Below are 23,438 nucleotides of genomic sequence, written 5' to 3' on the forward strand. Positions count from 1 at the left end.
ACGCAGGACCGTCCGCAGCGGGCGGGCGACCGGGGTGGTCGCGCTGGTGTTGCGGGCCGGGTCGTCCAGGAGGAAGGCCAGGCCCAGGGCGCCGGCCGAATTCGGGATCAGACCCCCCCCGTTGCTTTGTGCGAGCAAGACCACGTTCGGGCAATCGGCTACCGGGACGACACGGCCGTACGGCAGGATCGGTGGATGGAGCGTGTACGTGATGTCTCTGAGCTGCCCAAGGCCCATCTGCACCTGCACTTCACCGGTTCGATGCGGCCCTCGACCGTGCTGGAGCTGGCCGACAAGTACGGGGTGCGTCTGCCCGACGCGCTGACCGAGGCGCTGACCAGCGGGGAGCCTCCGAGACTGCGGGCCACGGACGAGCGGGGCTGGTTCCGCTTCCAGCGGCTGTACGACGCGGCCCGGTCCTGTCTGCGCCGGCCCGAGGACATACAGCGTCTGGTGCGGGAGGCGGCGGAGGAGGACATCAGGGACGGCTCGGGGTGGCTGGAGATCCAGGTCGACCCGACCTCGTACGCGCCGCGGCTGGGCGGGCTGATCCCGGCCCTGGAGATCATCCTGGACGCGGTGGAGTCGGCCTCCCGGGACACCGGGCTCGGGATGCGGGTGCTGGTCGCCGCGAACCGGATGAAGCATCCGCTGGACGCCCGGACGCTGGCCCGGCTGGCGGTGCGGTACGCGGACCGTGGTGTGGTCGGTTTCGGGCTGTCGAACGACGAGCGGCGGGGCATGGCCCGCGACTTCGACCGGGCCTTCACCATCGCGCGCGACGGCGGTCTGCTGTCCGCGCCGCACGGCGGCGAGCTGACCGGTCCGTCGTCGGTACGGGACTGTCTGGACGATCTGCACGCCACCCGGGTGGGGCACGGTGTCCGGTCGGCGGAGGACCCGAGGCTGCTGAGGCGGCTCGCGGAGCGGGGCGTGACCTGCGAGGTGTGCCCGGCGTCGAACGTGGCGCTGGGCGTGTACGAGAAGCCCGAGGACGTACCGCTGCGGACGCTGTTCGAGGCGGGGGTGCCGATGGCGCTGGGCGCCGACGACCCGCTGCTGTTCGGTGCGCGGCTGGCCGCGCAGTACGAGATCGCCCGGCAGCACCACGGCTTCACCGACGAGGAGCTGGCGGAGCTGGCCCGGCAGTCGGTCCGGGGCTCGGCGGCCCCGGCGGACATGAAGGCGAAGCTGCTGTCGGGAGTGGACGACTGGCTGGCCTCCTGAGCCGGTTGCGGCCGGGGGCCGGGCGCCCGGGGCCTACAGCTCCGCGCCGACCATCACCGGTTCGTTGACGAGCGTGATCCCGAAGGCCGCCCGCACCCCGGACACGACCTCGCGGGCCAGGGCCAGCAGGTCCTCCGTGGTGGCGGTGCCGCGGTTGGTGAGGGCGAGGGTGTGCTTGGTGGAGATGCGGGCGGGCCCGTCGCCGTAGCCCTTGGTGAAGCCGGCCTTGTCGATCAGCCAGGCGGCGGAGGTCTTGGTGCGCCCGGCGCCCGCGGGGTAGGCGGGCGGCTCCGCGTCCTCGCCCAGCCGCTCCTTCACGCGCGCGTGGAAGGCGGCGAAGTCGGCGTCGGTGAGGATCGGGTTGGTGAAGAACGATCCGGCGGACCAGGTGTCGTGGTCCTCGGGGTCGAGCACCATGCCCTTCCCGGCGCGCAGCTTCAGCACGGTCTCCCGGGCCCGGCCGACCGGCACCCGGTCCCCGGCCCCGACGCCCAGCGCCCGCGCGGTCTCGGCGTACTTGACGGGCGCCGAGAGCCCGTCCGCGTCCTCCAGGACGAACCGGACCCGCAGGACGACGTACCGCTCGGGGTCGGCCTTGAAGCGGCTGTGCCGGTAGGCGAAGGCGCACTCCTCGTTGGTGAGGGTGACCGTCTCGCCGGCCCGGCGGTCGTAGGCGACGACCTCGGTGAGGGTGGTGGAGACCTCCTGGCCGTACGCCCCCACGTTCTGGATCGGGGTGGCGCCGGCCGAGCCGGGGATGCCGGCGAGGCATTCGATCCCGGCCAGGCCCGCCTCGACGGTGCGGGCGACGGCGTCGGTCCACACCTCGCCCGCGGCCAGCTCCAGCGTCGTACCGACGAGCTCGAAGCCGCGGGTGGCGATGCGCAGGGCGGTGCCCTCGAAGCCCTTGTCCCCGATGACGAGGTTGGACCCGCCGCCGACCACGAGCAGCGGTGTGCCCGCGGCATCGGCGGCCCGCACGACGTCGATCACCTCGGCGTCGGTCGTCGCGGTCACCAGCCGGGCGGCGGGCCCGCCGAGCCGGAAGGTGGTCAGCGGGGCAAGCGGGGCGTCGTAAGTCTCCAGCACGCGCCCAAGCCTACGAGACCCCCTGCGCGACCCCGTGCACGCCTATGCGAGGCGTACGACCGCCCGGGACATCCCCAGCACCTTCTGGCCTCCGCTGGTGACCAGCAGGTCGACGCGGACGGTGTGGTCGTCGAGCTTGGCGGCCACCTTGCCGGCGACCTCGATGACCGCGCCCTGCCCGTCGTCGGGCACGACGACCGGCTTGGTGAAGCGCACCCCGTAGTCGACGACCGCGCCCGGGTCCCCGACCCAGTCCGTCACGACCCGGATCGCCTCGGCCATGGTGAACATGCCGTGCGCGATGACGTCCGGCAGTCCCACCTCCTTGGCGAACCTCTCGTTCCAGTGGATGGGGTTGAAGTCCCCGGAGGCCCCCGCGTACTGCACGAGCGTGGCCCGGTCCACGGTGAAGGTCTGCGCCGGCAGTTCGGTGCCGACCTCGACGTCCGCGTAGGCGATCTTCGCCGTCATCACCCTCACGCCTCCTCGGCCGCGCGCGCGACCAGCTTCGTCCAGGCGGTCACGACGTGCTCGCCCGCCTCGTCGTGCACCTCGCCGCGGACGTCCACGATCTCGTTGCCCGCCATGGACTTGATCGCCTCGATGGTGGAGGTGACCGTGAGCCGGTCGCCGGCCCGCACGGGGCGCCGGTAGGCGAACTTCTGGTCGCCGTGCACCACGCGGCTGTAGTCCAGGCCGAGCCGGGGGTCCCGGACGACCTCTCCCGCGGCCTTGAAGGTGATGGAGAACACGAAGGTGGGCGGGGCGATCACATCGGCGTACCCGAGCGCCTTGGCGGCCTCCGGGTCGGTGTACACCGGGTTGGTGTCCCCCACGGCCTCGGCGAACTCACGGATCTTCTCGCGGCCGACCTCATAGGGCTCGGTGGCCGGGTAGGTCCGCCCGACGAAGGACTGGTCGAGCGCCATGGGCTCGGCACCTCCTGGGTTGCTCTTCCTGGTGGCTGCAGTGACCGGCTGTACTGACCGGTACTGATCGCTCAACGACGCGAGGCCGCCCCCGATCACTCGGGGACGGCCTCGCGTACGAGCCTGATTTATCGCGTTTCGCGGTGCGCGGTGTGCGCGTTGCAACGCGGGCAGTGCTTCTTCATCTCCAGTCGGTCCGGGTTGTTACGCCGGTTCTTCTTGGTGATGTAGTTCCGCTCCTTGCACTCCACGCAGGCCAGCGTGATCTTCGGGCGGACGTCGGTGGCAGCCACGTGAGTGCTCCTTGACGAACGGATGGGATTGGTTTAACGCAAGAAAGAGTAGCCGATCGAAGGACCGACCCCGCAATCGGCTACTGCGTGTAGCGGTGACCGGACTTGAACCGGTGACACAGCGATTATGAGCCGCTTGCTCTACCGACTGAGCTACACCGCTTTGATGCGATCCGTTCCCGCCTCGCGACGGGAACCTCTCACACCAGAGCCCCAATACGGAATCGAACCGTAGACCTTCTCCTTACCATGGAGACGCTCTGCCGACTGAGCTATTGGGGCGAGCGATGAAGACATTACACGGTCCGCAGCCGTTCACCCAAATCCGTTTCGCGGCCCTCCGGAGGGACCCGCGGACCCGCCCGCCGGACGGCTCCACCGCCGGTCCCGGCGGCCCCGCGCGCCTCCCTGGAACCGTTCTCGCGCCTCCGCGACCACCGCAACCCCACCGGTACGACTATTGCGCTCCTCCCTGACCGCACCGGAGCGCCGCCCTACGCTCGACTCACTCTCCGTGACGTTGCCTCCCCCGCGCGGTCCCGAGCCGCCGGACCCCGAGCCCTCTGGAGCGCGATGCCCGACAGCCGGCCCGAGCCACCCCCGCCGCCCTCCTTCCCGTCCGGCCCCCCGGGCGGCACGCCGGACGGAGGCGCGCTGCTGCTGTGCGGGGCGCGGCTGACGGACGGCCGGACCGTGGACGTACGGCTGGTCCGCGGGCGGATCGAGGCGGTCGGCACGGCCGGCAGCCTCACACCGGGCCCGGCCCGCACCGGCACGGGCGCCGCACGGGTCGACCTCTCCGGCCACCTCCTGCTCCCGGCCCCCGCCGAGCCGCACGCCCATGTCGACACGGCCCTGACGGCCGACCTGGACGGGCCGGTCCCGTACGGCCCCGAGGACGTGCAGCGGCGCGCGATCGAGGCCGCCCTGCTCCAGCTCGGGCACGGCGCGACCGCGCTGCGCGCCCAGGTGCGGGTGGGTGACGTCCAGGGCCTCGGCGCGCTGACCGCGGTCCTGCGGGCCGGCCGGTCGCTGAGCGGGTTCGCCGAGCTGACGACGGTGGCGATGCCCCGGCTGCTGACCGGGGTGGCCGGGGCGGACGGCCTGGCGATGCTCCGGGACGCGCTGAAGATGGGCGCCTCGGCGGTGGGCGGCTGTCCGGACCTGGACCCCGATCCCACCGGGTACGTGGAGGCCGTGCTGGAGGTCGCCTCCGAGCACGGCTGCCCGGTCGACCTGCACACCGACGCCGGTGACCCGGCGCGCCTCGCCCGGCTGGCCGCGATGGCCGGCGGGCTGCGCCCGGGGGTCACGCTCGCCCCGTGCGGCGGCCTCGGCCGGCTGTCCCCGGGCGCGGCCGCCCGCACGGCCGACCGGCTGGCCGCCGCCGGGGTGACGGTGGTGTGCCTGCCGCAGGGCGGCTGCGGCGCCTCGGAACACCACGGCACGGCGCCCGTACGGCTGTTGCGGGCGGCCGGGGTGCGGGTGGCGGCCGGCAGCGGGGCCCTGCGCGACCTGTCCAACCCGGTCGGGCGCGGCGACCCGCTGGAGGCGGCCTACCTCCTCGTCTCCCGCCACGGTCTGCGCCCCGAGGAGGCCTACGACGCCGTGAGCGGCTCCGCGCGGGCGGCCCTGGGGCTGCCCGAGATCCGGGTCGAGGCCGGTTTCCCCGCCGACCTGCTGGCCGTCCGCGGCAACCGGCTGGCGGGCGCGCTCTCCCTCGGGTACAGCCGCGTCGTGATCCACCGCGGCCGGGTGGTGGCCCGGACGAGCGCGGTCCGGGAGTACGCGGTCCGGGAGTACGGCGACTCGGCGGCCCCGGCGGCCCCGGTGGACCGGGGGCTGCCCCGGCAGGGGCGGGGGGAGTCGTCGTAGGCCCGCCGGGGCGCCCGCGCGCGTGCGGCACGGCGGGCGGGGACACCCGGGCGTACGGTCGGAGGCATGCGCATTGTCATCGCTGGTGGTCATAGTCGGATCGCGCTGCGGCTGGAGCGGTTGCTCGCCGGGCGTGGTGACGAGGTCGCGGGGATCGTCCGCAGGGCCGAGCAGGCGGAGGATCTGCGGGCGGCGGGTGCCGAACCGGTGGTACGGGACCTGGAGTCGGCGTCGGTCGAGGAGGTCGCCGAGCTGCTGCGGGGCGCGGACGCGGCGGTGTTCGCGGCGGGCGCCGGGGCGGGCAGCGGGGTGGCCCGCAAGGACACCGTGGACAAGGGCGCGGCGGTGCTGTTCGCGGACGCGGCGGTCCGGGCGGGCGTACGGCGTTTCGTGGTCGTGTCGTCGATGGGCGCGGACCCGGACCACCCGGGCCAGGAGGTCTTCGACGTGTATCAGCGCGCCAAGGGCGAGGCGGACGCGTACGTCCGGGGTCTGGACTCGCTCGACTGGACGATCCTGCGCCCCGGGCTGCTCACCGACGATCCCGGCACCGGGCTGGTCCGGCTGGAGGCCCGCACGGGCCGCGGCGCCGTCCCGCGCGACGACGTGGCGGCCGTCCTGGCGGAGCTCGTGGACACCCCGGCCACGGCCGGCCTCACCCTGGAGCTGATCGGCGGCTCGGCACCGGTGTCGGTGGCGGTGAAGTCGGTGGCCGGGAACTGAGGTCAGAAGAGCGGGAGCTGCCCCGGGAACTCGGGCAGGGCGTAACCGTCCAACGCCGGCTGTACGGCACCCAGTTGCGCCCTGCTACGGGACCCGGGGCAGGAGACGAGTTCCCCGTTCTCCCGGGCGCCGGGCGGGTCGTGCCGGGCGAACCGTCCGGCGACGACGGCGATCTCGCGACGGCACTCGGGACAGACTCTGCGACGGCTGGATCCGCTGGACATGGGGCCAGTGTGCCGCAGTGGGCCACCCGGGTAGCAGAGCGCGGCACGCGGCCCGCTCACCGCGCGGATCCGCCGGCACGTCCCTAGCATCCGGACATATGGCACATATCTTCGAGGAACTCGTGGCGATGCAGCGTCTGGCCGACGAGACCCACGCACGGGTCGAGGAACTGCGGGACGCCTACGGCCCGCCGACGGCGACGCCCTGGTCGGAGACCCAGACCGAGACGTACGAGACCGCGTGGCGGGCCTGGCGCGACCTCGCCCGTGACGTCCAGGCCGCGGTGACGGCGTACGCCAAGGACGAGGAGAGACCGCGCAGCGATGTGGAGGCGGAGGTGAAGCGGGCGGCGAAGTCACCGGGCGCCTGACCACCGGCCTCCCCGTCAGCAGACGAAGTCCGGCGAGTTGGCCCAGACGACGAGGAACGACCAGGTCTGGGCCCCGATGACCCCGTCCACGCCGATGCCGGCGCAGCGCTGGAAGCGCAGCGTCGCCTTCTGGGTGAAGGGCCCGAACTGCCCGTCCACGGCGAGGCGTCGGCCGGTGAGGGAGTGGTTCAGGTAGCACTGGGCCTGCCGGACGGCACTGCCCGAGGAACCGAGCTTCAGGGTCGGCCGGGTCTTGGTGAAGTTGCAGACGTCCACGAACCCTTGGGTGACGGCCCGTACGGGCTGGGCCGCGCTCTGCTGGGGCGCACCCTGCAGGGGCGCGGCGAGGGCCGGCGCCCCCGCGAGCACGAGCGCGGCGACCAGGGTCCCACTGGTGAGCATGCGTCGCATGTACAGCACCTCCGAATGAGACATCCCCTGTACCACCGTGCACTCCAGCCCCACAGGCCGCATCTCCGCGCCCGCGCGGGGACCGGGGTCAGGGAACGTCGGTGACGGACTCGCAGCGCACCGCGTGGTCGGCGTCACCGGCCTGGCCGTCGCAGGAATCGATCTGCGGGCCGCCGTCGAGGAAGTCGTCCGCGGGGCCCGCGAAGAGGGCGTCGTCACCGGTGCCGCCGCGCAGCACGTCCCGGCCGCCCGCCGTGCCGACGGTCGCGTCCCCGTCGAAGTTCACGTTGTCGCCGAAGAGTTGGTCGTTCCCGCCGCGGCCGTCGATGACGTCGTTGCCCGCGACGGTGCGGGAGGCGTCGCCGACGGAGCTGTCGCCGAAGAGCAGGTCGTCCGCCGTACCGCCGATGATCCGGTCGTTGCCCGCCCCGGTCGCCCGACCGCCTTGGGGGTCACCGATGTTGTGGTCCCCGATGGCGAAGAGGCCGCCGTCGTCGCCGAGATCGACGAGGTCGTCGCCACCGTCCCCGTGCACCGCGTCGATGCCCTCGCTGTCCCCGACGATGCTCTCTGCGCCGACCCCCGGTCCGGAGCGGAGCACGTCGTCGCCGGCGCCCGTCGCGGAGCCCTGGAAGGGGGCGGCCGAGTCCCCGAGCAGCCCGTCGTCGCCGTTGCCGCCGTACAGGACGTCGTTGCCCCCGCCTTCGGCGTCACCGCCGAGGGCGACGCTGTCCCCGGTCATGTGGACGTCGTCGCCGTCGTCGCCGTAGAGCCGGTCGTTGCCGCCGCCCCGGGCGTCGCCGCCCGTGTCGGTCTCGGAGTCGCCGACCAGGAAGTCGGAGCCGTCGCCGCCGTGGAGGGTGTCGTTGCCGCCGCCCTCGGCGTTCCCGCTCCCGGTCTGCGCGTCGCCGACCAGGTCGTCGTCGCCGTCACCGCCGTACAGGACGTCGTTGCCGCCGCCCCGGGCGTCCCCGCTCCCGACGGACACGTCCCCGCGGATGACGTCGTCGCCCCCGCCTCCGTCGATCCGGTCGTCGCCGAGCCCGCCGGTCAGCCGGTCGTCGCCGCCGAGACCGCAGATGACGTCGTTGCCCCCGCGCCCGTCCACGACGTCCGCGCCCGCCGAGCCGACGATGACGTCACTGCCCGGGGTACCGATGAGCGTGCCCGCGCCGGTGAGGGTCGCGGGGATGCCGAGACAGGTGGGAGGAGCGGCGACCGCGGCGGTCACCGGCGTTCCCAGCGTGAACAGCGCCGCCGAGACGACGCCTGCCATGAGGAGCCGAGCCATGCAGGACCTCCGGGTCCGAGGGGATGCCTGAAGAAGATCTCCCCTCGGGGCAGGGCAGTTGGGCCACCCATGACCCGTTTGCCCCACGGCGTCCCTCGAACGGCCAGCCCCTCCCACCTCGCCACGGAATACGACGAAGGGCCCGTCACCTGCGTTGACAGGTGACGGGCCCTTCGCTCTCAGCGTGGCGGCGCCAGGATTCGAACCTGGGAAGGCTGAGCCGGCAGATTTACAGTCTGCTCCCTTTGGCCGCTCGGGCACACCGCCGGGTTTCGCTGCCGTTCGAACCGCTTTTCGGCGGTGCTCCCTGGCAACGACGTAAACAATACCCGATACCGAGGGGTGCTCCGCCACCCGATTGATCTCCACCCGGACGACCGCGGGTGGCTAGGCTTGTCCGGATGCGGCCCGGGATCGAACCGGGCTCGGCGGCCGCTCCACGTACGCCGATCCGCAGCTCACACGCACCCCGATACAAGGAGCCACAGGACATGGCCGACTCCAGTTTCGACATCGTCTCGAAGGTCGAGCGGCAGGAGGTCGACAACGCCCTCAACCAGGCCGCCAAGGAGATCTCGCAGCGCTACGACTTCAAGGGCGTGGGCGCCTCCATCTCCTGGTCCGGCGAGAAGATCCTCATGGAGGCGAACTCCGAGGACCGGGTGAACGCCGTCCTCGACGTCTTCCAGTCGAAGCTGATCAAGCGCGGGATCTCGCTGAAGGCGCTGGACGCGGGCGAGCCCCAGCTCTCCGGCAAGGAGTACAAGCTCTTCGCGGAGATCAAGGAGGGCATCTCCCAGGACAACGCGAAGAAGGTCGCGAAGCTCATCCGCGACGAGGGCCCCAAGGGCATCAAGGCCCAGGTGCAGGGCGACGAACTGCGCGTCAGCTCCAAGAGCCGGGACGACCTCCAGGCCGTCATCGCCCTGCTGAAGGGTCAGGACTTCGACTTCGCCCTGCAGTTCGTGAACTACCGGTAGCCGGCCTCCGGCCGACCGCTCCCGGTGACGACGAAGGGCGGGCACCCCCGGGGTGCCCGCCCTTCTCGCTCAGTCGCGCGAGTTGCCGAACAGCAGCCGGTAGACGATCAGCAGCACGAGCGATCCGCCGATCGCCGCCATCCAGGTGGCGCCGTCGTAGAAGTCCTTGGTGATGGGGTGGTCCAGCCAGCGGGCCGAGATCCAGCCGCCGATGAACGCGCCCGCGATGCCGATGAACGTCGTGCCGATGAAGCCGCCCGGGTCACGCCCCGGCAGCAGGACCTTGGCGATGACTCCGGCCAACAGTCCCAGGATGATCCAGCTGATGATGCCCATGTCCTGAACCTGCCCCTCCGCGCCGCGCCCGTGCTGTCCGGGCACTGTGATCTCGCTCGCCCCGGCGTCCGTGTCGCGTTCACTCGGGTTCGTGTCGTGTTGTCGCGGACGACGTCCCGACGGCATCCGGTGGTTCCGCCGGTCAGTAGGGTGCGCCCATGACACCGTCGGGATCCCCCGCCGCGCTGCGGCGGACCCTGGGCGTCGGCGACGCCGTCGTCATCGGCCTCGGCTCGATGATCGGCGCCGGCGTCTTCGCCGCCCTCGCCCCCGCCGCGCACGCCGCGGGCTCCGGACTGCTGCTCGGACTCGCCCTCGCCGCCCTGGTGGCCTACTGCAACGCCATGGCGTCGGCCCGCCTCGCCGCCCGGTACCCGGCCTCGGGCGGCACCTACGTGTACGGGCGCGAACGCCTCGGGGAGTTCTGGGGCTACCTGGCCGGCTGGTCCTTCGTGGTCGGGAAGACGGCCTCCTGCGCGGCGATGGCGCTGACGGTCGGGGCGTACGTCTGGCCGGGGCAGGCGCACGCGGTGGCGGTCGCGGCCGTGGTCGCCCTGACCGCCGTCAACTACGGCGGCATCCAGAAGTCGGCCTGGCTGACGCGGGCCATCGTGTCGGTGGTCCTCGCCGTCCTCGCCGCCGTGGTCGTGGTGTGCCTGGGCTCCGGCGCGTCGGACGCCGGGCGCCTGGACGTCGGGACCTCGGGCGGTCTTGGCGGGGTGCTCCAGGCCGCCGGTCTGCTGTTCTTCGCGTTCGCCGGGTACGCGCGCATCGCCACCCTCGGCGAAGAGGTACGGGATCCGGCGCGCACCATCCCCCGGGCGATCCCCCTCGCACTGGGCATCACCCTGGTCGTCTACGCGTGCGTGGCCGTCGCCGTCCTGTCCGTGCTGGGCTCCGGAGCCCTCGGGCGGGCGCAGGCGCCGCTGGCCGACGCGGTGCGGGCGGCGGGCGTGCCGGGGATGGTGCCGGTGGTACGCGCCGGGGCGGCCGTGGCCGCGCTGGGTTCCCTGCTCGCGCTCATCCTGGGCGTCTCACGCACCACCCTGGCGATGGCACGCGACCGCCATCTGCCCGGCGCGCTGGCGGCCGTTCACCCGCGCTTCCAGGTGCCCCACCGGGCCGAACTGGCCGTCGGCGCGGTGGTGGCGGTGCTGGCCGCCACGGTCGACGTACGGGGCGCGATCGGTTTCTCCTCCTTCGGCGTGCTCGCCTACTACGCGGTGGCCAACGCATCCGCCTGGACGCTGGACGGCTCCCCGACCGCGCGGGCGCTCCCCGCGCTGGGGCTCCTCGGCTGCGCGACCCTGGCGTTCGCCCTGCCGGGGACGTCCGTGGCGACGGGGGCATCCGTGCTGGCGGCGGGCGCGCTCGCGTACGGGGTGCGCGGGTGGCTCGGCGGGCGGTGAGCGGACCGGCAACCGGCCGGGCGACCAGCCGGAACGGAATCGTCTCCGTTCATTCCCGATCACGCCACAAGAGCGCTCCGGTTCCGCCTTGAGGCGTGACCTGCTGATACTGGTGGTAGCAGGACTGTACGGGCGGACCCACCTGGAGAGGTGTCGATCATGAAGCTGTTCAACCTGCTGCTGAACATCATCTGGCTCGTCTTCTGCGGCATCTGGATGGCGATCGGGTACCTCATCGCCGCGCTGATCTGCTTCGTCTTGATCATCACCATCCCGTTCGGCATCGCGTCCCTACGCATCGCCGGCTTCGTCCTCTGGCCGTTCGGCCGCACCACTGTGGAGCGGCCGGGCGCCGGAGCCGGCTCGTTCATCGGGAACGTGATCTGGGTGATCTTCGCTGGCTGGTGGCTGGCCTTGGCCCACCTGGTCACGAGCATCCCGCTGTTCCTGTCGATCATCGGCATCCCGTTCGGCTGGGCCAACCTGAAGCTGATCCCGATCTCACTCATGCCGCTGGGGCGCGAAGTGGTTTCGACGGATGAGGCCTTTGGCGGACGCTGACCGCCCATATCGCCACGGGCCATATCGCCACGGGCCGTACAGCATGGCGAACGCCGGATTACGGAAGCGTATTCCGTTTCGGGCCGTACGAACGACGAACAATCAGCGGAAATACCAACGAAGCGTCAGGCATTCGCGCTAATTTGGTAGTTCAGACAAACGCCCCGGCAGCGGCTGGCACCGCCCCGGGGCTGGCCGACTGATTGGGAGTCGACGTGTCCAATGTAAGCACACCCCTGTCTTCAGCCATCGAGACCGCTGCACGTGCGGCCGGTACACGCACTCTGCGTGCGGTCGACTACCTACGCGTATCGACCGAGGAGCAGAAGAAGGGCTACGGCGTAGCCAGGCAAAGCCGCAAGACAACTCGGCACATCGCGCTCAAACAGTGGACTCACGTCGGCGCCTACAAGGACGAGGGTGTCTCGGGCTCGCTGGAAGCCGCTGACCGCGGTGACCTGAAGCGGCTGATGGACGACGCCCAACAGACTCCGCGTCCCTTCGACATCGTGGTCGTGCCGGACGGTCGGGTGATCGGCCGCAAGGGTCGTGCCTTCTGGCGCTGGGTGTGGGCTCTCGAAGACATCGGCGTCTTCGTCGCGGTCGTCGCCGACGACTACGACAACACCACGACCGAGGGGCGCAAGAAGATGCGCCGCGACGCCGACTACGCCGAGACCGAATGGGAGACGATCCGCGACCGGACTCAGGGCGGATTGCAGGAGAAAGCAGAGCTGACGCCGGCCGCGCACATCGGTGGACGCGCTCCCTACGGCTACCGCATCGCCAACAAGGGAACCCCCGGCTCGTACTTGGTGATCGATGAGGACGAGGCGAAGGTCATCAAGCACGTGTACGACTTGGTGGTCGGCGAAGGGCTCAACCTTCGCAAGGCCACCCTCCGCCTCATCGCCGAAGGGATCACGGCGCGCTCCGGCAAGGCATGGACACGCGACAACCTACGAGATCGCATTCTTTCGATGCCTGTGCTCGACGGTTCACTCGTTTTTCGCGGAAAGCACGCCAAAACAGACGAGAACGGTAATCCTCTCTGGGGCGACTCCGTGAGGATCGAACTGCCTCGGATTCTGCCCGAAGAACAGAGTGCAGAGCTACGGCGGAAGGTCGCCGAAACAGCAAAGAGCAGCAGCGGACAGCGGTGGTTCTACCCCCTTAGCGGCCGGGTTACCGGCCTCTGCGCGAAGCCGTACACAGGAATCTGCTTCGCAGAGGTAAGGGAGGGTTCCCGATTTTACCGGTGCTCCGGCAACGCACCCAGGAACCTCAGTCAGAAAACCTGCGGCTGCTCTCGCATCGACGCGGACGCCCTAGAAAAGCACGTCTGGAAGCACGTCACCGAGATTGCGAGCAACAGCGAAAAACTGCAAGAGCTGGCTGCCGAGTGGATCGGGATGGCGGCAGGGGACACGGTGGCCCTGGCCGACCGGATCGCCGACCTCGACCAGCAGATCGAGGGCATGAACGCCTCGATCGCGGCCGTCATCGTCGCCGCAGCCAAGCAGAGCAAGTCTTCGGATGCCATCGAGGCGGCCACAGCAGTCCTGGACGACGAACTTCAACAGCTCCAGAACCTGCGCGACGAGGCGGCCGAATGGCTGGCTGAGATGGAAGAGTCCGATCAGCGCGCCCGTGATCTCATCGCGCTGGCGGACATGGCGCAGAAGTCGTTCCCGGACATGGCCCCTGAGCAGCAAGCGGCCATCCTGTCCATGCTGGAACTGAAGATCACCATCACGGGCCCGGTTCCCGACGACCGACGCGGCGGCGTCCCCTGTACCGTGCGGGCCTGGTACGCCGCTACAGGCCTCACCATCCCCGCTGCCGCGCTCTCGGACGAGGAGTGGACGAAGGTCGCTCCCCTACTCCCGAAGGGGCGCAGGGGCACTGTCCGCCGTTCCGTGGACGCCATCTTCTACAAGGCTCGCACCGGCAAGTCCTGGCCTGACGTGATCAAGGAAACCGGCGCCACCATCCAGGCTTCGAAGCACTTCAACGCCTGGACGTCCGACGACACCTGGAGCCGCGTGAACGCTGCGCTGGCGGACGTGGCACAGGTCCCTCTCCCGGAGATCCGGCTGCTGCCCTCGATGGTCATCGAAGGGCGGGTCGACCCGAGCGCGATGCTGAACGCAGAAGAACGATCCCGAAGGGTATGCCGATGATCGTGATGCAGAGCAGCAGGCCCGCGAGGAGGTAGGCGAGGAACAGCCAGAACCCGCTCAGGACGAGCCAGATGACGTTCAGGATGGTCTTCACTGGTGGCGACCTGCCATTTTCTCGAGCCGGGCGATGCGTTCCGCCATCGGCGGGTGGGTCGAGAACATCTTGGTGAGGCCCTGGCCCGGTCGGAACGGGTTCGCGATCATCATGTGGCTCGCGGTCTCGATCCGGGGCTCGGGGGGCAGTGGAAGCTGTTTGGTGCCCATCTCCAGTTTGCGCAGGGCGCCGGCGAGGGCAAGCGGGTCGCCGGTGAGCTGGGCCCCCGAGGCGTCGGCCTCGTACTCCCGGGAGCGGCTGATGGCGAGCTGGATGAGGCTGGCGGCGAGCGGGCCGAGGATCATGATCAGGAGCATGCCCAGGATTCCGGGGCCGTCATCGTCGTCGGAGCGGCCGATCGGGATCAGCCAGGCGAAGTTGACCAGGAACATGATCACGGAGGCGAGGGCGCCGGCCACCGAGGAGATGAGGATGTCGCGGTTGTAGACGTGGCTGAGTTCGTGGCCGATGACTCCGCGCAGTTCCCGCTCGTCGAGGATGCGCAGGATGCCCTCGGTGCAGCACACCGCGGCGTTGCGCGGGTTGCGGCCGGTGGCGAAGGCGTTGGGTGCCTCGGTCGGGGAGATGTACAGCCGGGGCATGGGCTGGCGGGCCTGGGTGGAGAGGTCCCGGACCATCCGGTACAGGGCGGGCGCCTCGAACTCGCTGACCGGTCGGGCGCGCATCGCGCGTAGAGCCAGCTTGTCGCTGTTCCAGTACGCGTACGCGTTCGTCCCGAGGGCGATCACGACCGCGACGACGAGCCCCGCGCGGCCGAAGAAGCTGCCGATGACGATGATGAGTGCGGACAGTCCCCCGAGGAGTACTGCCGTCCTGAGCCCGTTGTGCCGGCGGTGCACGGTACGCCCTCCAAATCGCGCAGCAGGGGAACCCTTTGCTTGCTGGTGTTCCGTCTCTCCGGTGCCCACTGGAGTCGTGCTGTCACGTCCAGTGGACCCTCCCGTACTGGTCAACGCCAGGTGGGAGTCACTAGTTCCCTTGTGCGTACGGGCAGGGGTGTGGGCCGTCGGGGTGACGGCGGGGCGTACGCCGGGCGCGTGGGGCGCGTGGGCCGCGTGGCGGGGGCTCAGCAAGCTCAGAAGAGGGCGGTGTCGGTGAAGCGCAGGATCAGCTGGGGTGCTCCGGACAGGACGATGCCGAGGGCGGCGGTGAGGGTGATCGCGACGGTGAGGGGGGCGGGCACGCGGTGCCTGACGGGTGCGCCTTCGCCTCCGGCTTCGGTTCCGGTTTCCGTTCCGCCCTCGGTCTCGCCTTCAGGGGCGCGTTCGGGGGCGCGGAACAGCAGGGTCGTCCACCGGAGGTAGTAGTACAGGGCGATCACGACGTTGACGGCCATGACGACCGCGAGCCAGCCCAGGCCCGCGTCGACGGCCGCCGAGAAGACGGTGACCTTCGCGAAGAGTCCGACGACCCCCGGCGGCAGTCCGGCCAGGCACAGCAGGAAGAAGGCCAGGAGGAGCGCGGAGAGCGGATGGCGGGCGTGCAGGCCCCGGTAGTCCGTGAGGCGGTTCCGCGGGCTCGTACGGCCCACCAGGGCGGCCACCGAGAATCCGCCGAGGTTCACCGCAGCGTACATGAGGGCGTACGCGACGGTGGAGCCGACGGCGTGCTCGGCGTCGTCGGTGTACGCGGCGGCGGCGATCGGTACGAGGAGGTAGCCGGCCTGGCCCACGGAGGACCAGGCGAGCAGGCGTACGGCGCTGTACGCGCGCGTGGCCTGCTGGCGCAGGGCGCCGACGTTGCCGACGGTCATGGTGAGGGCGGCCAGGGCGGCCAGGGCGGGGCCCCAGACGTCGGCGTAGGAGGGCAGGCCGACGACGGTGACGAGGATGAGGCCGGAGAAGCCGACCGCCTTGCCGACGACCGACAGGTAGGCGGCGATCGGCAGGGGGGCGCCGATGTAGGTGTCGGGGACCCAGAAGTGGAAGGGGACGGCGGCGGTCTTGAAGGCGAAGCCGACCAGGGTGAGGACCACGCCGGTCTGGGCGAGGGTGTGGAGCTGGCCGTCGACGTGCTGGATGCGTTCGGCGATCCGGGTGAGGTACAGGGTGCCGGTCGTGGCGTAGAGGAAGCTGATGCCCATCAGGCTGACGGCGGTCGCGGTGACCGACGACAGGAAGAACTTCAGGGCCGCCTCCGCGGATCTGCGGTCGCCCTGCCGGATGCCGACCAGGGCGAACGCGGGCAGGGAGGCCACCTCCAGGGCGACGACCAGGGTGGCGAGGTCGCGGGAGGCGGGCAGCAGGGCGGCGCCGGCGGCGGAGGACAGCAGCAGGAACCAGAACTCGCCTTCGGGGAGTCTGCCGCGCGCGTCCTTCAGGGCGGTGACCGACAGGAGGGCGGCCAGGAGGGCTCCGCCGAGGACCAGGAACTGGATGACGAGGGTGAAGCGGTCGGCCGTGTAGCTGCACGCGCCCGGGTCGCCGGTCTGGCAGAACGTGGAGCGGTCGCCGTCCAGGAGGGGCAGCAGCAGGGCCGTGGAGGCGGCGAGTCCGGCGACGGAGAGCCAGCCGAGGAGCGGCTTGCGGGTGTCGGCCACGAACAGGTCGGCGACCAGGACGACGAGGGCGACGACCGCCGCGAGCGTGGGCGGGGCGATCGCGAGCCAGTCGACGGACTGGACGAGCGACTCGGCCACGGGCCGGGCGAGGTGCTGGGCCGGGGAGCTCATCGGGTGCCTCCTGCGAGCAGCTGCTGCACGGCCGGGTCGGTCAGGCCGAGGAGGGCCTTCGGCCACAGGCCGGCTACGACGGTGAGGACGACGAGCGGGGTCCAGGCTGCGAACTCGTACGACTGGACGTCGGCGAGCCGGGGCGCGTCCTGCGGGTGGGCGCCCATACAGACGCGGCGGACCACGATGAGCAGGTAGGCGGCCGTGAGCAGGGTGCCGAACGCGGCGATCGCCGTGAAGGTGAGGAAGGCGGGGCGGCTGAGGTCGGCCGCCGGGTCGAACGCGCCGAACATGGCGAGCATCTCGCCCCAGAATCCGGCGAGGCCGGGCAGGCCCAGGGAGGCGACGGCGGCGAAGGCGAGCAGTCCGCCGAGGCGGGGGGCCTTGCCGTAGAGGGCGGCGCCGGTCTGTTCGGCGAGGGCGTCCAGGTCGGTGGTGCCGGTGCGGTCCTTCAGGGCGCCGACCAGGAAGAAGAGCAGGCCGGTGATGAGGCCGTGGGCGATGTTGGCGAACAGGGCGCCGTTCACGCCGGTCGGGGTGGTCGAGGCGATGCCGAGCAGGACGAAGCCCATGTGGCCGACGGAGGAGTAGGCGATGAGGCGCTTGAGGTCGCCCTTGGCGCCCTGTTTGGCGAGGGCGAGGCAGGCCAGGGAGCCGTAGACGATCCCGACGACGGCGAAGGCCGCGAGGTAGGGCGCGAAGGTGTGGAAGCCGTCGGGCGCGACCGGCAGGAGGATCCGGACGAACCCGTACGTTCCCATCTTCAGCAGGACACCGGCCAGCAGGACCGAGCCGACCGTCGGGGCGGCGGTGTGGGCGTCGGGCAGCCAGCTGTGCAGCGGCCACATCGGGGTCTTGACGGCGAGCCCGATCCCGATCGTCAGAACCGCGATGACCTGCACGGACGTGCTCAGCGACCGGCCGTTGTCAGTGGCGAGTGCCACCATGTCGAAGGTGCCCGCCTTGATGCCGATCAGGAGCAGGCCGAGCAGCATGACCACGGATCCGAGCAGCGTGAACAGGATGAACTTCATGGCCGCCCGGCCCCGGCCCTCGCCGCCCCAGCGGGCGATGAGGAAGTACATCGGGATGAGGACCGTCTCGAAGGCGAGGAAGAACAGCAGCAGGTCGAGGACGGCGAAGGTCGCGAGGGTGCCGGACTCGAGGACGAGCAGCAGCGCGACGAAGGCCTTCGGGGTCGGCCCCGAGGGCATCTTGAAGTACGAGTAGAGCGCGCAGAGGAAGGTCAGCAGCGCGGTCAGGACCACGAGGGGGAGGGAGATGCCGTCGATGCCGAGGTGGATGCGCACGTCGAGTGCCGGGATCCAGCTGATGTCCGTACTGGCCTGCATCTTCGACGGATGGTCGTGGTCGAAGCCGAGCGCGAGGACGATCGCGGCGACGAGGATCACGCCGGTGACCGTGACGCCGTGCCGGAGCACGGCCTGCTCGGGCGACTTCCCCTTCAGTCCGGGCGGGGCGGGCAGCAGAGCGGCGGCGGCCCCGAGGAGCGGGCCGACGACGACGAACGCCAGAAGGAACTGCATCACGGACTCGTTGATATCGATCACGCCTGCTCACGCTCCCGAGGCGACGAGGAGAACGGCGACCGCCAGGACGACGGTGCCGGCGAGCAGCGCGCTCACATAGGTCTGGACGTTGCCGGTCTGGGCGCGCCGTACGGCCGCGCCGAGCCAGCGGGGCAGGGCGCCCGCGCCGCGTACGTAGGTGTCGACGACCTCACGGTCGAGGAACCGGACGAGGCTCGCGCCGCCCTGCACGGGGCGGACGAACAGCGCGGTGTACACGGTGTCGAGGTGGAAGCCGACGGCCGCGTGGCGGTGCAGCGGGCCGAGCAGGAGCCGCCCGGGGTCCGCCGGGTCGGGTGCCGAGGCCAGGTCGCCGTAGGCGGGGGCGTGGGTCGCGATGGCCTCGGCCTCGACCCGGCCCGCGTCGCCCTCGGGGTGCGCGGCGACCGCGCCCAGGGGAGCGACGACCGCCAGGGGCCTGAGGTGGCGCCAGGCGGCGTACGCGATGAGCGCGCCGGCCAGGGCCACGCCCGTGCCGAGCACGGAGGTGGTGACGGTCGGGGCGAGGTCGTTGCCGTCGAACCAGTCGGGGAGCGTGCGGTAGGCGAGCGCGCCGAGGCCGAGGGAGGGGACGGCGAGCACCCAGAGCACGACGGTCATGGACCGGGGCTGGCGGCCGTGGTCGGGGGCTTCGGCGCCCCGGCCGTGGAAGGCGAGCAGCCACAGCCGGGTGGCGTAGGCGGCGGTGAGGAGGGCGGTGATCAGTCCGGCGACGAGGACGAGCCAGCCGGCGGCGCCGGGGGCGTGCTCGGTGTGGCCGGTGGTGACGTGCTCGGCGGCGCCGAGGACGGACTCCTTGGAGAAGAAGCCGCTGAACGGCGGGATCGCGGCGAGGGCGAGGAGCGCGACGGTCATCGTCCAGTAGGCGTCCGGGACGCGCTCGCGCAGCCGGCCCGTCCGGGACATGGCGGCGAGCGAGTTGGTGCCGGCGGCGTGGATGATCACGCCGGCCGCGAGGAACAGCAGGGCCTTGAACGCGCCGTGCGAGAGGAGGTGGAAGACGGCGGCCGAGCGGTCGCCGACGGCGAGGGCGCCGGTCATGTAGCCGAGCTGGCCGATCGTCGAGTAGGCGAGGACGCGTTTGATGTCGTCCTGCGCGAGCGCCGCGAGGCCGGAGCCGACCATGGTGACGGCGGCCATCACGGCGAGGACGACCATCGCGGCCCGGGAGGCCTCGAAGACCGGGAGGAGCCGGGCGATGAAGTAGACACCGGCGGCGACCATCGTCGCGGCGTGGATCAGCGCGGAGACGGGGGTGGGGCCGGCCATCGCGTCGGGGAGCCAGGTGTGCAGCGGGAACTGCGCCGATTTGCCGGCCACGCCCGCGAGGAGCAGCAGGGCGGTGACGGTCGGGTGGCCGAGGCCGCCGTCGGCGACGGTGTCGAGGACCTTCGTGATCTCGAAGGAGCCGGCGTCGGTGGCGAGGGCGAACAGGCCGATGAGGAACGGGACGTCGCCGAGCTTGGTGACCAGGAAGGCCTTGAGGGAGGCGGCGCGGGCCTCCGGGGTCTCCCAGTAGTGGCCGACGAGGAAGTAGGAGCAGATGCCCATGACTTCCCAGCCGACGAGCAGCACGATCAGGTCGCCGGTGTAGACGACCAGGAACATCGCGGAGGTGAACAGGGAGACCAGCGCGGCGTACGAGGGGTAGCGCGGGTCCTCGCGGAGGTAGCCGGTCGAGTAGATCTGCACACAGGTGGCGACGGTGCCGACCAGGACGGCCACCAGGGCGGCGAAGCCGTCGATGTAGAGGGAGAGCTCGATCGGGACCGAGCCGGTGGGGGTGAGTTCGGTGGCCGCGGTGAGCGCGGCGTCGCCGCCCTGGCGTACGGCGACGACGACGGCGAGGACGACGGCGGTGAGGGTCGGCAGGACGGCGAGGGGGCGGACGAACCCGGGGGCGTTGCGCCCGAGGAGCAGTCCGGCGACCGCGCCCAGGAAGGGAAGGAGGGGGACGAGGACGGCGAGGGTGGTCGTGGTCACGCGGTGGCCTCAGCCTTCTCGGTGCCCGGCCCGGTCGCGGCGGTGTCGGTGTCGGGGGTGTCGCTCTCGTGGCCCTCGGCGGTGTCGCGGAGCCGGTCGATGTCCGAGGTGCCGCGGGTCCGGTACACGGCGAGGACGATGGCCAGGCCGATGCCGATCTCGGCGGCGGCGATGGCGATGGTGAACAGGGTGAGGGCCTGTCCGGAGTGCAGGGTCTCCTCGGCGGCGCGGCTGAGCCAGACGTCGAAGGCGACGAGGTTGAGGTTGACGGCGTTGAGCATCAGCTCGACCGACATCAGGACCAGAATCGCGTTCCGGCGGGCGAGGACGCCGTAGAGGCCGGTGCAGAAGAGGAGCGCGGCGAGGACGGCCGGGTAGGCGAGGTGCATCAGCGGGCGCCTTCCTGATCGGCCGGGGACCCGGATGCGGCCGGGGAGCCGGAGAACTTTTCGCCACTTTCCGTGACCGGTGGGGAACTCTTGGTGACACCTCGGGCGTTCACGGGGGGAGAGCTCGCATCGGGCTCCGTCCTCGCCTTGCGGGACAGCACGATCGCGCCGACCAGGGCCGCGAGGAGGAGGACGGAGAGGGCCTCGAAGGGAAGGACCCAGTTCTGGAAGAGGCTCGCGCCGGTGACCTCGGTGGAGCCGGCGGCGGGGCCGTCCAGGTCGATCCAGGTGGTGCGGAAGGCGTCGACGACCACCCAGACGAGCGCGGCGGCCGCGGCGACGGCGACCGTCAGGGCGGCCCAGCGGTTGCCGGAGTCGGCGTCCGGGGAGCGGCCGATGGGGGCCTTGGTGAGCATCAGACCGAAGAGAAGGAGGACGACCACGGAACCGACGTAGATGAGGACCTGCACCCAGGCGATGAACTCCGCGGTGAGCAGGAGGTACTCGACGGCGAGGCCGCCGAGGGCGACCACCAGCCACAGGGCGGCGTGGACCAGCTGCCGGGTGGTGACGGTGACCAGGGCGGCACCGAAGGTGGCCAGGCCGACGAGGACGAACGCGATCTCGACACCGGTCGGGGACAGGAAGCCGTGTGGCGCCGCGGCCAGGGCGGCCGTGGCGGCGGAGGAGGCGGAGGTCACGACTCGCCTCCCTCGGGCTCGGCGGGAGCGGGCTCGGTGGGCTGCGCCCGGGCGGCGGCCAGCTTCTCCGCCGTCTTGCGGGCGGCGGCGATCTCCTTCGGCTCCTCGGCGGCGGGGTCGAGGGCGGGCGGGGCCGGGACCGTCCACATCCACTCGCGGAGCTTGTCCCGCTCGTGGGTGAGCTCGCGGATGTCGGTCTCGGCGTACTCGAACTCCGGGGACCAGAACAGGGCGTCGAAAGGACAGACCTCGATGCAGATACCGCAGTACATGCACAGGGAGAAGTCGATGGCGAAGCGGTCGAGGACGTTGCGGCTGCGCTCGCGGCCGCCCGGGGCGGCGGGCGGGACCGTCTCCTTGTGGGAGTCGATGTAGATGCACCAGTCGGGGCACTCACGGGCGCAGAGCATGCAGACCGTGCAGTTCTCCTCGAACAGGCCGATCACGCCCCGGGTACGGGGTGGGAGCTCCGGCTGGGCGTCTGGGTACTGCTCGGTGACGGACTTCCTCGTCATCGTGCGCAGGGTGACGGCCAGGCCCTTGGCGAGGCCGGAGCCAGGAATGGGGGCCACTAGGAGATCACCACCTTGACGACGCCGGTGAGGGCGATCTGGGCGAGGGAGAGGGGGACGAGGAGGGTCCAGGACAGCTTCTGGAGCTGGTCCTCGCGCAGCCGGGGATAGGTGACGCGCAGCCAGATGACGACGAAGGCGAGGACGGCTGCCTTCAGCAGGGTCCACACCCAGCCGAGGCCGTCGGCGCCCCAGGGGCCGTGCCAGCCGCCCAGGAAGAGGACGGTGGTCAGACCGCACAGGACGACGATTCCGGCGTACTCGGCGAGGAGGAACAGGGCGAACCGCAGACCGGTGTACTCGGTGTACGCGCCGAAGATGATCTCCGAGTCGGCGACGGGCATGTCGAAGGGAGGGCGCTGGAGTTCGGCGAGGCCGGCGACGAAGAAGACGATCGCCCCGACGATCTGCCAGGGCAGCCACCACCACGCGAAGGCGTCGACGATGCCGGGCAGGGAGACCGTGCCAGCCGCCATCGCCACCGAGGCGGCGGTGAGCAGCATCGGGAGTTCGTAGGCGAGGAGCTGGGCGGCGGTGCGCAGGCCGCCGAGGAGGGAGAACTTGTTGGCGCTGGCCCAGCCGGCCATGAGGGAGCCGAGCACGCCGACGCCCATCACGGCGAGCACGAAGAACACGCCCGCGTCCAGGACCTGGCCGACGGCGCCCTCGCCGGGGCCGATCGGGATGGCGAGGAGGACGAGGAGGTAGGGCAGGAGGGCGACGGCGGGGGCGAGCTGGAAGATACGGCGGTCCGCGCCCGCGGGGACCACGTCCTCCTTCTGAGCGAACTTCACCCCGTCCGCGATGAGCTGGGCCCAGCCGTGGAAGCCGCCCGCGTACATCGGGCCGAGGCGGCCCTGCATATGGGCCATGACCTTGTGCTCGGTCTGACCGACGATCAGGGGGAAGGTGAGGAACACGACGAAGACGATCAGGAGTCGCAGGGTGACGTCGAGAACGTCGTTCACTGCGGGCCTCCTGACGGGGGTTCGGGGGTGGGGTCTTCGGGGTCGGCTTCGGGGTCCGGCCCGGGTGCGGCACCGGGCTCCCCGGCCGCCTGCTCCGGCTCCGGCTGCCGCTCCGGCTTCTGCTCGTCGAAGGCCGGGCGGGCGTGGTGCCAGGGGGCGTCGGAGCTGCGGGGGGTCCGTGCGGGGCCTGCCGCGGTCGCGGGGGCCGCGCCTTCGGGAGCCGCTCCTTCCGGGGGCTCGGCTGCCGCGGTGGACGAGCCGGGGACCTCCTCGGTGTCCTTCGGGGCTACGGCCGGCTTCGTGACCTCGGTGCGCTGGGAGGCCGAGCCTCCGCCAGCGGTGCGCGAGCGGCGGGCCGTCGACAGAGGCGGGGCCGACGTCCCGGACGACGCGCCGCTCTCCGGGACGGCCGGCGCCTCCGGGGGCGCCTGGCTGGCAGAGCCCTCGGCCGCAGTGCGCGAGCGGCGGGCCGTCGACAGAGGCGGGGCCGACGTCCCGGACGACGCGCCGCTCTCCGGGACGGCCGGCGCCTCCGGGGGCGCCTGGCT

At 71.5% G+C, this 23,438-nt stretch carries 25 protein-coding genes, 3 tRNA genes and 1 pseudogene; 9 read left to right on the forward strand and 20 right to left on the reverse strand.

Features of this window, described 5'->3' with window-relative positions; translation table 11 throughout:
- The first annotated feature begins 195 nt into the window (after nt 1-195).
- The gene (locus tag ABZ490_RS50065) at nt 196-1,227 is read left to right on the forward strand and encodes an adenosine deaminase (protein WP_359007023.1); all 1,032 of its coding nucleotides are present in this window, start codon (nt 196-198) and stop codon (nt 1,225-1,227) included.
- A gap of 33 nt (nt 1,228-1,260) precedes the next feature.
- Here ABZ490_RS50065 and ABZ490_RS50070 read toward each other — a convergent pair whose 3' ends face one another.
- From ABZ490_RS50070 to ABZ490_RS50095, 6 genes are all read right to left on the reverse strand, one after another.
- Nucleotides 1,261-2,316 carry a UDP-N-acetylmuramate dehydrogenase gene (locus ABZ490_RS50070; RefSeq protein ID WP_359007026.1) on the reverse strand — a complete coding sequence of 352 codons (1,056 nt, stop codon included), beginning with the start codon at nt 2,314-2,316 and terminating at the stop codon, nt 1,261-1,263.
- Between the two features lie 42 nt (nt 2,317-2,358).
- Nucleotides 2,359-2,787, reverse strand: coding sequence for a MaoC family dehydratase (locus tag ABZ490_RS50075; protein WP_359007029.1), 429 nt, complete (start codon nt 2,785-2,787; stop codon nt 2,359-2,361).
- Nucleotides 2,788-2,792: 5 nt separating this feature from the next.
- Nucleotides 2,793-3,245 (reverse strand): MaoC family dehydratase N-terminal domain-containing protein, encoded by a 453-nt coding sequence (locus tag ABZ490_RS50080; RefSeq protein WP_359007032.1) that lies wholly within the window; start codon nt 3,243-3,245, stop codon nt 2,793-2,795.
- A gap of 128 nt (nt 3,246-3,373) precedes the next feature.
- Nucleotides 3,374-3,538: a 50S ribosomal protein L33 gene (gene rpmG / locus ABZ490_RS50085; protein WP_003948671.1), complete on the reverse strand. Its 165-nt coding sequence runs from the start codon at nt 3,536-3,538 to the stop codon at nt 3,374-3,376.
- Nucleotides 3,539-3,628: 90 nt separating this feature from the next.
- A tRNA-Met gene (locus tag ABZ490_RS50090) sits at nt 3,629-3,701 on the reverse strand.
- A 46-nt stretch (nt 3,702-3,747) separates the two neighbouring features.
- A tRNA-Thr gene (locus ABZ490_RS50095) sits at nt 3,748-3,820 on the reverse strand.
- Nucleotides 3,821-4,111: 291 nt separating this feature from the next.
- Here ABZ490_RS50095 and ABZ490_RS50100 point away from each other — a divergent pair.
- Complete coding sequence (locus ABZ490_RS50100; RefSeq protein ID WP_359007035.1) at nt 4,112-5,413, forward strand: amidohydrolase family protein; 1,302 nt, start codon at nt 4,112-4,114, stop codon at nt 5,411-5,413.
- A 66-nt stretch (nt 5,414-5,479) separates the two neighbouring features.
- Nucleotides 5,480-6,136, forward strand: a complete 657-nt coding sequence (locus tag ABZ490_RS50105) for an NAD(P)H-binding protein (protein ID WP_359007039.1) — start codon at nt 5,480-5,482, stop codon at nt 6,134-6,136.
- 2 nt (nt 6,137-6,138) lie between these two features.
- Here ABZ490_RS50105 and ABZ490_RS50110 read toward each other — a convergent pair whose 3' ends face one another.
- Nucleotides 6,139-6,360, reverse strand: coding sequence for a hypothetical protein (locus ABZ490_RS50110; RefSeq protein ID WP_359007042.1), 222 nt, complete (start codon nt 6,358-6,360; stop codon nt 6,139-6,141).
- A gap of 98 nt (nt 6,361-6,458) precedes the next feature.
- Between ABZ490_RS50110 and ABZ490_RS50115 the strand changes: the two genes are divergently transcribed.
- Nucleotides 6,459-6,731: a hypothetical protein gene (locus ABZ490_RS50115; RefSeq protein WP_359007045.1), complete on the forward strand. Its 273-nt coding sequence runs from the start codon at nt 6,459-6,461 to the stop codon at nt 6,729-6,731.
- A gap of 15 nt (nt 6,732-6,746) precedes the next feature.
- On the opposite strand, the gene ABZ490_RS50120 is transcribed toward ABZ490_RS50115, so the two are convergent.
- The 3 genes from ABZ490_RS50120 to ABZ490_RS50130 form a co-directional block, all read right to left on the reverse strand.
- Complete coding sequence (locus tag ABZ490_RS50120; RefSeq protein ID WP_359007048.1) at nt 6,747-7,142, reverse strand: peptidoglycan-binding domain-containing protein; 396 nt, start codon at nt 7,140-7,142, stop codon at nt 6,747-6,749.
- An 88-nt stretch (nt 7,143-7,230) separates the two neighbouring features.
- A complete protein-coding gene (locus ABZ490_RS50125; protein WP_359007051.1) occupies nt 7,231-8,433 on the reverse strand; it encodes a calcium-binding protein in 1,203 nt (400 codons plus the stop codon).
- A gap of 185 nt (nt 8,434-8,618) precedes the next feature.
- Nucleotides 8,619-8,700 (reverse strand) — tRNA-Tyr (locus ABZ490_RS50130).
- A 224-nt stretch (nt 8,701-8,924) separates the two neighbouring features.
- Here ABZ490_RS50130 and ABZ490_RS50135 point away from each other — a divergent pair.
- Nucleotides 8,925-9,413, forward strand: a complete 489-nt coding sequence (locus ABZ490_RS50135; protein WP_055638291.1) for a YajQ family cyclic di-GMP-binding protein — start codon at nt 8,925-8,927, stop codon at nt 9,411-9,413.
- Between the two features lie 69 nt (nt 9,414-9,482).
- On the opposite strand, the gene ABZ490_RS50140 is transcribed toward ABZ490_RS50135, so the two are convergent.
- Nucleotides 9,483-9,749 (reverse strand): GlsB/YeaQ/YmgE family stress response membrane protein, encoded by a 267-nt coding sequence (locus ABZ490_RS50140; protein WP_359007054.1) that lies wholly within the window; start codon nt 9,747-9,749, stop codon nt 9,483-9,485.
- 158 nt (nt 9,750-9,907) lie between these two features.
- Here ABZ490_RS50140 and ABZ490_RS50145 point away from each other — a divergent pair, with 158 nt between their 5' ends.
- The 3 genes from ABZ490_RS50145 (at nt 9,908) to ABZ490_RS50155 (ending at nt 13,902) form a co-directional block, all read left to right on the forward strand.
- Entirely contained in the window at nt 9,908-11,158 is a 1,251-nt protein-coding gene (locus ABZ490_RS50145; RefSeq protein WP_359007057.1) for an APC family permease, read from the forward strand.
- 159 nt (nt 11,159-11,317) lie between these two features.
- Entirely contained in the window at nt 11,318-11,719 is a 402-nt protein-coding gene (locus ABZ490_RS50150; RefSeq protein ID WP_359007060.1) for a YccF domain-containing protein, read from the forward strand.
- A gap of 215 nt (nt 11,720-11,934) precedes the next feature.
- Nucleotides 11,935-13,902, forward strand: a complete 1,968-nt coding sequence (locus tag ABZ490_RS50155; protein ID WP_359007063.1) for a recombinase family protein — start codon at nt 11,935-11,937, stop codon at nt 13,900-13,902.
- Here the strand turns inward: ABZ490_RS50155 and ABZ490_RS50160 are convergent.
- The 9 genes and pseudogenes from ABZ490_RS50160 to ABZ490_RS50200 form a co-directional block, all read right to left on the reverse strand.
- Nucleotides 13,880-13,996 (reverse strand): annotated as a pseudogene (locus ABZ490_RS50160) (YccF domain-containing protein); the annotation flags it as partial. The gene ABZ490_RS50155 and the pseudogene ABZ490_RS50160 overlap by 23 nt on opposite strands.
- Nucleotides 13,993-14,856, reverse strand: coding sequence for a zinc metalloprotease HtpX (gene htpX / locus ABZ490_RS50165; RefSeq protein ID WP_359007066.1), 864 nt, complete (start codon nt 14,854-14,856; stop codon nt 13,993-13,995). The pseudogene ABZ490_RS50160 and the gene htpX, both read right to left, overlap by 4 nt.
- A 236-nt stretch (nt 14,857-15,092) precedes the next feature.
- The gene (locus ABZ490_RS50170; protein ID WP_359007069.1) at nt 15,093-16,688 is read right to left on the reverse strand and encodes an NADH-quinone oxidoreductase subunit N; all 1,596 of its coding nucleotides are present in this window, start codon (nt 16,686-16,688) and stop codon (nt 15,093-15,095) included.
- Nucleotides 16,685-18,259: an NADH-quinone oxidoreductase subunit M gene (locus ABZ490_RS50175; RefSeq protein ID WP_359007072.1), complete on the reverse strand. Its 1,575-nt coding sequence runs from the start codon at nt 18,257-18,259 to the stop codon at nt 16,685-16,687. Before ABZ490_RS50175 ends, ABZ490_RS50170 begins: the two co-directional genes overlap by 4 nt.
- 6 nt (nt 18,260-18,265) lie before the next feature.
- A complete protein-coding gene (locus ABZ490_RS50180; RefSeq protein ID WP_359007075.1) occupies nt 18,266-20,260 on the reverse strand; it encodes an NADH-quinone oxidoreductase subunit L in 1,995 nt (664 codons plus the stop codon).
- Complete coding sequence (gene nuoK / locus ABZ490_RS50185; RefSeq protein WP_359007078.1) at nt 20,257-20,649, reverse strand: NADH-quinone oxidoreductase subunit NuoK; 393 nt, start codon at nt 20,647-20,649, stop codon at nt 20,257-20,259. Before nuoK ends, ABZ490_RS50180 begins: the two co-directional genes overlap by 4 nt.
- Nucleotides 20,649-21,350 carry an NADH-quinone oxidoreductase subunit J gene (locus ABZ490_RS50190; RefSeq protein ID WP_359007081.1) on the reverse strand — a complete coding sequence of 234 codons (702 nt, stop codon included), beginning with the start codon at nt 21,348-21,350 and terminating at the stop codon, nt 20,649-20,651. Before ABZ490_RS50190 ends, nuoK begins: the two co-directional genes overlap by 1 nt.
- A complete protein-coding gene (locus tag ABZ490_RS50195) occupies nt 21,347-21,922 on the reverse strand; it encodes an NADH-quinone oxidoreductase subunit I (protein WP_359007084.1) in 576 nt (191 codons plus the stop codon). The genes ABZ490_RS50190 and ABZ490_RS50195 overlap by 4 nt, the downstream gene beginning before the upstream one ends.
- A complete protein-coding gene (locus ABZ490_RS50200) occupies nt 21,922-22,890 on the reverse strand; it encodes a complex I subunit 1 family protein (protein WP_359007087.1) in 969 nt (322 codons plus the stop codon). The genes ABZ490_RS50195 and ABZ490_RS50200 overlap by 1 nt, the downstream gene beginning before the upstream one ends.
- 249 nt (nt 22,891-23,139) lie before the next feature.
- On the opposite strand from ABZ490_RS50200, the gene ABZ490_RS50205 reads away from it, so the two are divergent.
- A partial coding sequence (locus ABZ490_RS50205; protein ID WP_359007090.1) for a hypothetical protein occupies nt 23,140-23,438 on the forward strand: 299 nt, incomplete at its 3' end.

This window comes from Streptomyces sp. NPDC005811 (assembly GCF_040630405.1).
Classification (GTDB): domain Bacteria; phylum Actinomycetota; class Actinomycetes; order Streptomycetales; family Streptomycetaceae; genus Streptomyces.

Bases quoted from the DNA above. Each gene is read 5' to 3' on its own strand.
- ABZ490_RS50065 (WP_359007023.1), top strand. From the start codon at position 196: ATGGAGCGTGTACGTGATGTCTCTGAGCTGCCCAAGGCCCATCTGCAC.
- ABZ490_RS50075 (WP_359007029.1), bottom strand. From the start codon at position 2,787: ATGACGGCGAAGATCGCCTACGCGGACGTCGAGGTCGGCACCGAACTG.
- ABZ490_RS50080 (WP_359007032.1), bottom strand. From the start codon at position 3,245: ATGGCGCTCGACCAGTCCTTCGTCGGGCGGACCTACCCGGCCACCGAG.
- ABZ490_RS50100 (WP_359007035.1), top strand. From the start codon at position 4,112: ATGCCCGACAGCCGGCCCGAGCCACCCCCGCCGCCCTCCTTCCCGTCC.
- ABZ490_RS50105 (WP_359007039.1), top strand. From the start codon at position 5,480: ATGCGCATTGTCATCGCTGGTGGTCATAGTCGGATCGCGCTGCGGCTG.
- ABZ490_RS50110 (WP_359007042.1), bottom strand. From the start codon at position 6,360: ATGTCCAGCGGATCCAGCCGTCGCAGAGTCTGTCCCGAGTGCCGTCGC.
- ABZ490_RS50115 (WP_359007045.1), top strand. From the start codon at position 6,459: ATGGCACATATCTTCGAGGAACTCGTGGCGATGCAGCGTCTGGCCGAC.
- ABZ490_RS50120 (WP_359007048.1), bottom strand. From the start codon at position 7,142: ATGCGACGCATGCTCACCAGTGGGACCCTGGTCGCCGCGCTCGTGCTC.
- ABZ490_RS50125 (WP_359007051.1), bottom strand. From the start codon at position 8,433: ATGGCTCGGCTCCTCATGGCAGGCGTCGTCTCGGCGGCGCTGTTCACG.
- ABZ490_RS50135 (WP_055638291.1), top strand. From the start codon at position 8,925: ATGGCCGACTCCAGTTTCGACATCGTCTCGAAGGTCGAGCGGCAGGAG.
- ABZ490_RS50140 (WP_359007054.1), bottom strand. From the start codon at position 9,749: ATGGGCATCATCAGCTGGATCATCCTGGGACTGTTGGCCGGAGTCATC.
- ABZ490_RS50145 (WP_359007057.1), top strand. From the start codon at position 9,908: ATGACACCGTCGGGATCCCCCGCCGCGCTGCGGCGGACCCTGGGCGTC.
- ABZ490_RS50150 (WP_359007060.1), top strand. From the start codon at position 11,318: ATGAAGCTGTTCAACCTGCTGCTGAACATCATCTGGCTCGTCTTCTGC.
- ABZ490_RS50170 (WP_359007069.1), bottom strand. From the start codon at position 16,688: ATGAGCTCCCCGGCCCAGCACCTCGCCCGGCCCGTGGCCGAGTCGCTC.
- nuoK (WP_359007078.1), bottom strand. From the start codon at position 20,649: ATGCACCTCGCCTACCCGGCCGTCCTCGCCGCGCTCCTCTTCTGCACC.